The following is an 8,399-nucleotide window of genomic DNA, read 5'->3' as shown; positions in this document are numbered from 1 at the left end:
CTGGAATCTAGTCTTTATTATGCAGCTACTTATTTAAAGTTAAGTTTCCTGGATCCCAGTGTCTGGGCACTGGGATGACACCCCACTGGTGGGCCAAACTACAACGTTCGTACAGTTGTGTGATGGGCAAAAATCACAACGTTCGTACAGTTGTGGATACCGCGGCGATATGACGTAGGGAAATCTTACTTATTATAGCTATAGTTCTACATGAATTACAAAAGTAATATTTACTAAATCTTAATATTTTAAACCTATACCCATATTTTAATAAATAATGAGCTGTAATTAGTATGAATGATCCATTTAAAAGTAAGAACTATAAAAAAAATCTCGACTCCTTGATAGAAGCTATAAAGCTGAAAAATATTGGTGAACAATATAATAAAACAGTGAGATATTTATCCCAGACATTAGAGAGTTTTACAGATAAGGCAGAAGATGTAGCTAAGTTTTTTATATGTAGTGACTTGAATAATTATATAGAACCGGTGAACAAAAAGCCATCAGGTTTTTTTGGAATATTCAAGGAAACATTTAATAAAATCTTGGGAAAAGATGCTTCAATTCAGGATAACGATATAAGAAATTTTGCTAATGATAAATTGCCCAGTCTTGCTGAAAAAATAACATTCGAATACCTAAATGTTTTAAAGAAAATTTCAGATTTAGAGCAAAGTAAAAAAATCAGGAGGAACATAGATTGTATGGAGTGAACTTAGAGTATACTTAAAAGAACCCTCTAAGTTTTCTAGCGCGGCTTGGATGTTTCAACTTGCGCAGTGCTTTTGCCTCTATTTGCCTAATTCTCTCACGTGTTACATTAAAAATTTTTCCTACTTCTTCTAAGGTATGCTCCTTCCCATCTTTACCAAGGCCAAAACGCATTCTTAGAATTCTTTCTTCCTTTGGTGTTAAAGTTGCAAGAACATTGGTTGTAATGCCACGCAAGTCAGCAAGTATTGCAGCATCCTCTGGTCTGGAGACTCGCTTATCTTCTATACAATCACCAAAGGTACTACTATCATCCTTTCCTGTTGGAGCTTCAAGACTTACTGGGTCCCTTGCTATTTTCATAACTTTGCGTATTCTTTCCAGTGGCATTGTCAGTTCTACACTCAATTCCTCTAACGTCGGCTCTCTTCCCATCTCATGAGTCATTTTTCTTAATGCTCTGTTGATTTTACTGATAATTTCCACCATATGAACTGGTATTCTAACTACTTTAGACTGCTCAGGTATTGCCCTAGTGATTGATTGTCTTACCCACCAAGTGCCATAAGTTGAAAATTTATATCCACGTTTGTAATCAAACTTATCCACGGCCTTCATAAGACCAATATTGCCTTCTTGTATCAAATCAAGCAGATCAAGGCCTCTTTTTGAATACTTCTTAGCAATGGAAACTACTAGCCTTAAGTTAGCCTTAATCATCTCTTGCTTTGCTTCAGAGACTTCTCGTTCGTGTTTTTGTATTCTCCTGATTAGCTCCTTAAATTCTTGCACGTTATCTTCCTGTATATGCTGCTTAATACCGTTCAAAGTGCTAGCTATATGTTCAGAGTTATCGTCTATAAACCTTAAAAATTTGTTTTTTAATTCACCTGTAAAAGAGGACTGATTTTCATTGATCTTTAAAAGACTTATCTTTTTCAATTCATGCTTTAAAAGCACGTCATCATAAACTTTATAGAAACTTTCTCTATCGATATCGTATTTTCTAGCCTCAGCAATAAGATTAGCCTCTTCAAGCGTGATGGATCTACTTATCTTATAAAGTTCTTGTGTAATTCTGGCAACAGCAGCATCACTTAACTTAATTTGTAATGCTATAGACCATATTTGACTATATAAATTCTCTAGTTCATCAGAGGAATCTTTAGAATTTTTTCTTAATACCAATGCTTCATTTGTTAAAGTAATTATCTCATCCAATGCAACTATGACCTTTGGCAACAAGTCACTTTCCATTTCAAGAATAGAAACATTTAAATTCGCTGAATTTACATCTTCATTATCACCGTCTTTCTCATCATCACTTTTTTTACTATCTTTCTCATCATCACTACAGTACTCAGCATCTTCAGAAACATCCTCAGAATCCTCAACATCTTCAGCACTTTCTTCACTCTCTTCTTTGGGTACCACATTAAAGTCAGAGTTATAAATTGCATCCAGATCTATAATTTCTCTCAGTAAGAGAGCTCCACTACTTAAATCATCACGCCATACTTTTATCACCTTTAATGTTACTGATGTTTCAATTATTGCACGTAATATGTTATGCTTTTCAGATTCAATTTTTTTTGCTATCTCGATTTCATCTGCCCTTGACAAAAGCTTTACAGAGCTCATGTCTTGTAAATAAATCCTCACTGGATCATCATTTTGTACTAAAGTTGCAGTAACATTTGGCAATGTATCATCATCATCAAGTTTACTATCATCACTGTTGGAAGGAATATCTTCTTCATCTTCGCTACTTTCAAGCACATTAATTCCGGAATCCTGCAATAAAGATATAGCATCATCTATAAAATCAGACGAAAAATTTTCATCTGATAATTTATCATTTATATCATCAAAGGTGACAAAACCACCTTTTTTTATATTTTTAGTTACAAGATCTCTGATAATTTTTTTCTTATCTTCTGCATCATTAATAGTTGACATCATTACCTTTACAGTTTATAATTTTATTTCTTATTAACAAATAAACTTACAACGAGCAAGTCTATAATTTTACTTTTAACTTATGGCTATTTGTTATTTCATATAGTTTAAGATACTGTTAACTTATGTACACTTGTCTTGATCAATTGTTCCATACTTTTCTTCCATTTTTACTGCTATGGACAATCCAACTGAAAATGTTGCAATTCCAACCACTATAGCAGTAAGCATTAAAACATGAGGTATAGGATTGCTATATAAATAAAAATTTGAAACCAATATAGGAGGCAAAGAACTTTTTATATATCCTAGAGATATGTAAAACAACAAAACAGATGCTTGGAAGACGCTTACCCCTACCATTTTCTTGATTAAATTTTTATCGTTTATAATAATATATAAACCTAGCACCATTAATACAATAATAATCGTATAATTATATAAAGTCATTGTTTTTTCCTACGAGCAAAATTCATATATATAATTAACATAGAGGAGCAGACAGTAAATGCTACACCTAATTCCACCAAAAAAATACCCAATTTTTGACCGGTTCTATTATTGGCTGACAAGATATCATAAGATAAAAAATTTTGGCCAAGTAAAGTTGTTGCAACGCCCGTTCCTCCATAAATTAAAATACCTAACACGTTAGTCAATCTAATCACAGAATAAGGTATTGCTTTTAGAGTTGTAGATACACCAAATAGCATTGAATATAATATTATCCCGGAGGCAATAATTATTCCTGCTTGAAAACCTCCACCTGGAGTATAATCACCGTGAAATTGTATGTATAAACCAAATAAAATGATAAAAGGTATCATCAAAAATGTTACTGCATTTAATATCGGATCTTTAATCATTTTCTTTTTCTTCTTTTAATATCAACGTTATACAAAGCGCAGCAGTAAAAACTACTATAGTTTCTCCAAACGTGTCATAACCACGAAAACTTGCCAACACAGCTGTCACTATGTTAGGAATACCGGTAGCTTTTTCGGTATTTTCCACATAATAAGGAGCAACATGCAAGTGGATCGGAGCATTGTTGCTGCCAAAATCTGGCAATTGAATCATAAAATATGACAAACATACAGCCAGAAATAACATAAAAAAAAGCGTTATAGGGTTATGAGATAGATTTACTTTATGATTCTTTATCAAGGAGAGTGCTGCAAACGTAAAAATCGTACTGAGCCCCGCACCAACAGAAGCTTCAGTAATTGCAACATCAGGTGCATTCATAATTAAGTATATAAGCGCAATAAGTGAACTAAATACACACATTAGAACAGCACTTACGACTAAATGTCGCGAGAAGACTATAAAAACCGTAACTGTTAGTAACAACAAAAGTAGCACTACATTTAATATTTCTAACACCTTAACCTTCTTTAACAGTTTTTTTCTTAACTTTATAATAAGTGCGCGCTAAAATATAGCCATTAGTTGAGCTAGCTACCCATATTATAAGAATTAATAATATTATTTTAACAGTATTGATTGAAAATCCATTCTGCAAAGCAAAACCAATTAACAATAGCGTTGCACCGCTAGAATCTGTAATACCTGCTGCATGTAACCTAGTATAGAAATCAGGAAATCTAATTACTCCCACACTTGAAATGATTACTGAACAAATGCCTAAAAATATAAGAACGGATCCTATCATAAATTATTAAAACAACATTAATCTCATTAGTGCTATAGTTGATATAAAGCTAACGCTAGCATACAACAATGCTATATCAATTAAAAAAAAATTATTCAGAATGATTGATATTGCTGTTATGAGTACAACTACTTGCGTTGAGAAATTATTGAACGCTAAAACCTTATTGTACACATCACTTGACTTAGACACTATGCGGCACAACATTATACTCATGCAGAACAACAGTGTATAGATAGCAATGTGAAGCATTTAAAGACTATGTAACTTCAGTAGATTTCTAAACGGATACTTCTTCATCGCCATCTTGATCATTTATTTCATCATCTATTTCACCATCCACTTCATAATCTTGGCTTTCTTGATTTGCATCAAGATCTGTGTCATCAGAAAAATTTAATAAATTCGCTAGCTTACTTGTATTACTGCTGTAAACATTATTCATATTCCCTTTCATGTACTCCTTGCATCTACCTACCAAAAGGTTAAATAGCTCATGAGTATCCACCTGTTTTTCTGCTATTTCATGTAAGGAAACTATGGTGTTTTTATGGTCTTTAAACTGAGCTATTTGAACTGGATTACTTGCTCCTGTATTTAAATCATGTGTTCTTTGACTTGCCAATAGAACCAATTTGAAACGGTTACTTACCTGTTCTGTACACTTTTCTACAATAGACTCAGCCATAAGATACTACCTTAATAAGTTTTATACTATACCACAAAAAACAAGTTGTCAACTTTGTATCTATTGCGATTCAATTTCATGTTTTACTTTTTCTGCCTCAGATTTTATTTCTTGGCTTTCTGTCATCGTGATTGTTGTTTCATGATCAAACTTTTTTAGAAATCCTAACAATCGCTCTAAAGAAAAACCATCTATTTTACCATTTTTAATTTGTGATACCTTTGGCTGATCAATACCAAGCTTCTCAGCTGCAAAAGCCTGAGTCCAAGCATTTTTTTCTATAATTTTATTTATTATATAAAGCAACTTTGTTTTTACTCCCGCACTTTCTAAGTTATTTAACGATATTACTTCCATAATTCTTACACTCACATATCAATTAACTTTATTAAACATTATAACATAATATTTAATACACCAAAATATTAATATCATATAACTTGTCAATAATTATATGATATCAAATTTAAAACTTTAAGTTGATTGTATATTAATATTTCAATCAAATTTCTAGTAATTTTAAATTACCATTTTACTATCAGCCTATCTGAAAAAATCATTTACAGAAAGAACAAGCTAAAATTACAAAGCTTGAAATACAAAAATAATCATTTTATAAATTTATCTTACATAAGAAGTTTATATCTCTATATCTTAACATAGATATTTATTTAAATTTTTAAAATTTCTATTTTAACGAGAATTCTATATATTATATTTATAATATAACCTAAATATTTGTTGCTTTTTAGCTGGAACACTATTTAGTTAGTAAGTAAAATTGTGTTGAATATGACAAAAATAAAAAAAGATGTTGCCGTTATTATGGGAAGTGAGTCAGATTACACCACTATGGTCTATACCGTCGATATGCTAAAAGCATTAGAAGTTTCACATGACATATTCATAATATCTGCACATAGAACACCAGAAAGGCTCTTCAATTTTGCTAAATCTGCACAAGAAGAAGGTTTTAAGGTTATTATAGCTGGTGCAGGAGGTGCAGCTCATTTACCTGGTATGGTTGCGTCATTAACTTGTTTACCAGTTATCGGAGTTCCTGTGCATAGTAAACAATTAAATGGGCTGGACAGTCTACTCTCTATAGTTCAAATGCCAAAGGGTGTTCCAGTTGCAACCATGTCTATAGGAGAAAATGGAGCATATAATGCTGCCATTACCGCCGTATCTATATTGTCAATTTCCAACAGTGAAATTGCAGGTAGGTTAAAAAAGTGGAGAGAGAGACAGACCAAAGAAGTAAAAGAAAAACCAGTTTCATAATAAATCTATGGCAATAATTCTTTTAGACGCAAAAACCATAAACCGTATAGCAGCGGGAGAGGTGATAGAAAGGCCAGCAAGTGTAGTAAAGGAATTAGTAGAAAATGCAATAGATGCTGGAAGTTTAGAAATAGAGATCAAAATAGAAAGTGGTGGGCGTAATCTTATTACTGTGACAGATAATGGTAACGGAGTAGAAAAAAACGATTTAGAACTTGCGTTTATGCGCCATGCTACTTCAAAATTGAGCGATAGTGAGTTGATAGAAATCAAGCATCTTGGCTTTAGAGGAGAAGCTCTGCCTTCAATTGCAGCAGTAAGTAGGATAAAATTATCGTCTAAAGCAAGCGGAGCAAGTGAAGCATGGTCTATAAGTTATGAGGGTGGAGAAAAGATGGGGGAGCTAACTCCTTACTCTTTATCACAAGGAACATACATTGAAGTACGAGATTTGTTTTTTGCTACCCCAAATAGACTAAAATTTCTAAAAACCGAAAGAGCAGAAACTCAAAGCATTGTTGATATTGTAAATAACCTAGCAATGATTAACTATCATATAGGGTTTACTCTCATTTCAGGTAATAAAAAGCTCTTAAAATATGCCAAGCAAACCTTGTTATTTAGTAGATTGTGTGAAGTAGAAGAAGAATTTCAGGGCAGTTCTTTGGAGGTCAATGAAGAAGAAGACAGGATTAAACTTACAGGATACATCTGTAAACCTATTGTCAATCGTGGTAAGTCAACTCAGATCTATACATTTGTTAATGGAAGGCCAATTAAAGATAATCTACTTATTGGTGCGGTTAGGTATGCATATCATGATTTTATTCCAAGCGATAGGTATCCTTTTGCGACGTTACATTTAGAGATACCTCACGATCAAGTAGATGTAAATGTGCATCCAAATAAGTCAGAAGTAAGGTTTCAGAATAAGAAGCTCATATATGAAATAGTGACAAGAGGGCTAATTAAAGCATTGTCAAGAAGGATAGGCACCTTTCCAGCTAGTGACCAGAAAACTACTAATACGATAGAGGGTTTTGTGAAAGGTTCATTATCAGATTCTTTTGATAAACCTGATGTTCAAAATGAATTTTATGAAAGAAGGCCAAGTCCTTTTGAAAATCAACTAATAAAAGAATTTGCCTCTCCAAATGAAAAAGCAAAAGGCTTATCAGAACAGTCAAAATCGTTTAATTATACCGGCATACAGAAATCCCCCTCACAAGCGGAAATTATGGTTCTAGAAAAAAAGGTGTTAGAGCAAGTTGATTTGATAGAAAGCCACCCGCTCGGGTTTGCACGCTGTCAGGTCTATAATACTTACATTATTGCCGAGGTAAGAGACAAATTGATTATAGTCGACCAGCATGCAGCCCACGAGAGACTAGTATATGAATGCTTAAAACAAAAATCAAGTATAAAAAGACAAAAACTACTTCTTCCTGAAACGGTTGAAATCAAAAATCAAGCCGGAATGGAGATGATTGAAACTTATAAAGATAAGTTATTTGAAATGGGTTTTGATATTGAGATCAAACCAGAAAATAAAGTGATAGTAAAAGAAATCCCTGCAATTTTGGGAGCAATAGATGTGAAAGAGATGCTAATTAACATAATTGACAGACTAACCGAAATAGAAGATACATTGCCAGTAGAAGATAAAGTGAACAAGATATTAGCTACTATCGCTTGTCATGGATCAATTAGAGCAGGCAGGAAAATGAAGTTGGAGGAGATGAATGAGCTGCTGAGACAAATGGAAAAAACACCATATTCCGGGCAATGTAACCACGGAAGACCAACTTATATAGAAATGAAATTGAGTGGTATTGAAAAACTGTTTGAGAGGAGGTAATGAGGTTGCCATAAATATGTAAGTGCTCTTTCCTCGTCATCCAAGTAGCTCATAGAAACGGATTAAACGAAAAAACTTACTTGACAAGCCTCGCCAGCCCCCTTATCATGAAACTGAAGGTATTCAGTTATCCTCATCTGTGCAGATTAAACAGCAAGAAAACAACGTAGTTGGCGTCTTATTTTTAATTTTTTGCACTATGTGCACCTTATGTCTTCACA

11 protein-coding genes are annotated in these 8,399 nt (G+C 33.1%); 3 read left to right on the top strand and 8 right to left on the bottom strand.

The features are described from left to right. Positions 1 to 293 precede the first annotated feature (293 nt). Positions 294 to 716, top strand: a complete 423-nt coding sequence (locus OZD67_RS04935; protein WP_182183037.1) for a hypothetical protein — start codon at positions 294 to 296, stop codon at positions 714 to 716. A 13-nt stretch (positions 717 to 729) separates the two neighbouring features. On the opposite strand, the gene rpoD is transcribed toward OZD67_RS04935, so the two are convergent. The 8 genes from rpoD to OZD67_RS04895 all read right to left on the bottom strand — a co-directional run bounded on the left by rpoD (position 730) and on the right by OZD67_RS04895 (position 5,393). Next, complete coding sequence (rpoD, locus tag OZD67_RS04930; protein WP_182183038.1) at positions 730 to 2,673, bottom strand: RNA polymerase sigma factor RpoD; 1,944 nt, start codon at positions 2,671 to 2,673, stop codon at positions 730 to 732. A gap of 123 nt (positions 2,674 to 2,796) precedes the next feature. Next, on the bottom strand, positions 2,797 to 3,123 hold the full coding sequence (locus OZD67_RS04925; protein WP_182183040.1) for a cation:proton antiporter subunit C: 327 nt from the start codon (positions 3,121 to 3,123) through the stop codon (positions 2,797 to 2,799). After that, on the bottom strand, positions 3,120 to 3,539 hold the full coding sequence (locus OZD67_RS04920; RefSeq protein WP_164224942.1) for a Na(+)/H(+) antiporter subunit B: 420 nt from the start codon (positions 3,537 to 3,539) through the stop codon (positions 3,120 to 3,122). Before OZD67_RS04920 ends, OZD67_RS04925 begins: the two co-directional genes overlap by 4 nt. Beyond that, complete coding sequence (locus tag OZD67_RS04915; RefSeq protein ID WP_164224943.1) at positions 3,532 to 4,059, bottom strand: DUF4040 domain-containing protein; 528 nt, start codon at positions 4,057 to 4,059, stop codon at positions 3,532 to 3,534. Before OZD67_RS04915 ends, OZD67_RS04920 begins: the two co-directional genes overlap by 8 nt. Before the next feature lies 1 nt (position 4,060). Continuing rightward, positions 4,061 to 4,348 (bottom strand): monovalent cation/H(+) antiporter subunit G, encoded by a 288-nt coding sequence (gene mnhG, locus OZD67_RS04910; RefSeq protein WP_096617042.1) that lies wholly within the window; start codon positions 4,346 to 4,348, stop codon positions 4,061 to 4,063. 6 nt (positions 4,349 to 4,354) lie between these two features. Continuing rightward, positions 4,355 to 4,600 (bottom strand): monovalent cation/H+ antiporter complex subunit F, encoded by a 246-nt coding sequence (locus OZD67_RS04905; protein WP_082860906.1) that lies wholly within the window; start codon positions 4,598 to 4,600, stop codon positions 4,355 to 4,357. A gap of 28 nt (positions 4,601 to 4,628) precedes the next feature. Next, entirely contained in the window at positions 4,629 to 5,036 is a 408-nt protein-coding gene (rpoZ, locus tag OZD67_RS04900) for a DNA-directed RNA polymerase subunit omega (protein WP_182183042.1), read from the bottom strand. Between the two features lie 60 nt (positions 5,037 to 5,096). Then, positions 5,097 to 5,393 (bottom strand): helix-turn-helix domain-containing protein, encoded by a 297-nt coding sequence (locus tag OZD67_RS04895; protein WP_182184181.1) that lies wholly within the window; start codon positions 5,391 to 5,393, stop codon positions 5,097 to 5,099. A 435-nt stretch (positions 5,394 to 5,828) separates the two neighbouring features. Between OZD67_RS04895 and purE the strand changes: the two genes are divergently transcribed. Further along, entirely contained in the window at positions 5,829 to 6,320 is a 492-nt protein-coding gene (gene purE, locus OZD67_RS04890; RefSeq protein WP_182183044.1) for a 5-(carboxyamino)imidazole ribonucleotide mutase, read from the top strand. Positions 6,321 to 6,327: 7 nt separating this feature from the next. Further along, entirely contained in the window at positions 6,328 to 8,178 is a 1,851-nt protein-coding gene (mutL, locus tag OZD67_RS04885; RefSeq protein WP_182183046.1) for a DNA mismatch repair endonuclease MutL, read from the top strand. Positions 8,179 to 8,399: the final 221 nt, after the last annotated feature.

This window comes from Wolbachia endosymbiont of Drosophila nikananu (assembly GCF_028981865.1).
GTDB classification, from domain to species: Bacteria; Pseudomonadota; Alphaproteobacteria; order Rickettsiales; family Anaplasmataceae; genus Wolbachia; species Wolbachia pipientis_B.
The sequence above is the reverse complement of the archived record's forward strand: the minus strand, read 5'-3'. Positions and strand labels throughout refer to the sequence as shown.

What these genes read in the sequence shown, in the direction of transcription:
- OZD67_RS04920 (WP_164224942.1), bottom strand. Translation starts at nt 3,539, where the DNA reads ATGATTAAAGATCCGATATTAAATGCAGTAACATTTTTGATGATACCT.
- OZD67_RS04925 (WP_182183040.1), bottom strand. Translation starts at nt 3,123, where the DNA reads ATGACTTTATATAATTATACGATTATTATTGTATTAATGGTGCTAGGT.
- mutL (WP_182183046.1), top strand. Translation starts at nt 6,328, where the DNA reads ATGGCAATAATTCTTTTAGACGCAAAAACCATAAACCGTATAGCAGCG.
- rpoZ (WP_182183042.1), bottom strand. Translation starts at nt 5,036, where the DNA reads ATGGCTGAGTCTATTGTAGAAAAGTGTACAGAACAGGTAAGTAACCGT.
- OZD67_RS04905 (WP_082860906.1), bottom strand. Translation starts at nt 4,600, where the DNA reads ATGCTTCACATTGCTATCTATACACTGTTGTTCTGCATGAGTATAATG.
- rpoD (WP_182183038.1), bottom strand. Translation starts at nt 2,673, where the DNA reads ATGTCAACTATTAATGATGCAGAAGATAAGAAAAAAATTATCAGAGAT.
- purE (WP_182183044.1), top strand. Translation starts at nt 5,829, where the DNA reads ATGACAAAAATAAAAAAAGATGTTGCCGTTATTATGGGAAGTGAGTCA.
- OZD67_RS04935 (WP_182183037.1), top strand. Translation starts at nt 294, where the DNA reads ATGAATGATCCATTTAAAAGTAAGAACTATAAAAAAAATCTCGACTCC.
- OZD67_RS04895 (WP_182184181.1), bottom strand. Translation starts at nt 5,393, where the DNA reads ATGGAAGTAATATCGTTAAATAACTTAGAAAGTGCGGGAGTAAAAACA.
- mnhG (WP_096617042.1), bottom strand. Translation starts at nt 4,348, where the DNA reads ATGATAGGATCCGTTCTTATATTTTTAGGCATTTGTTCAGTAATCATT.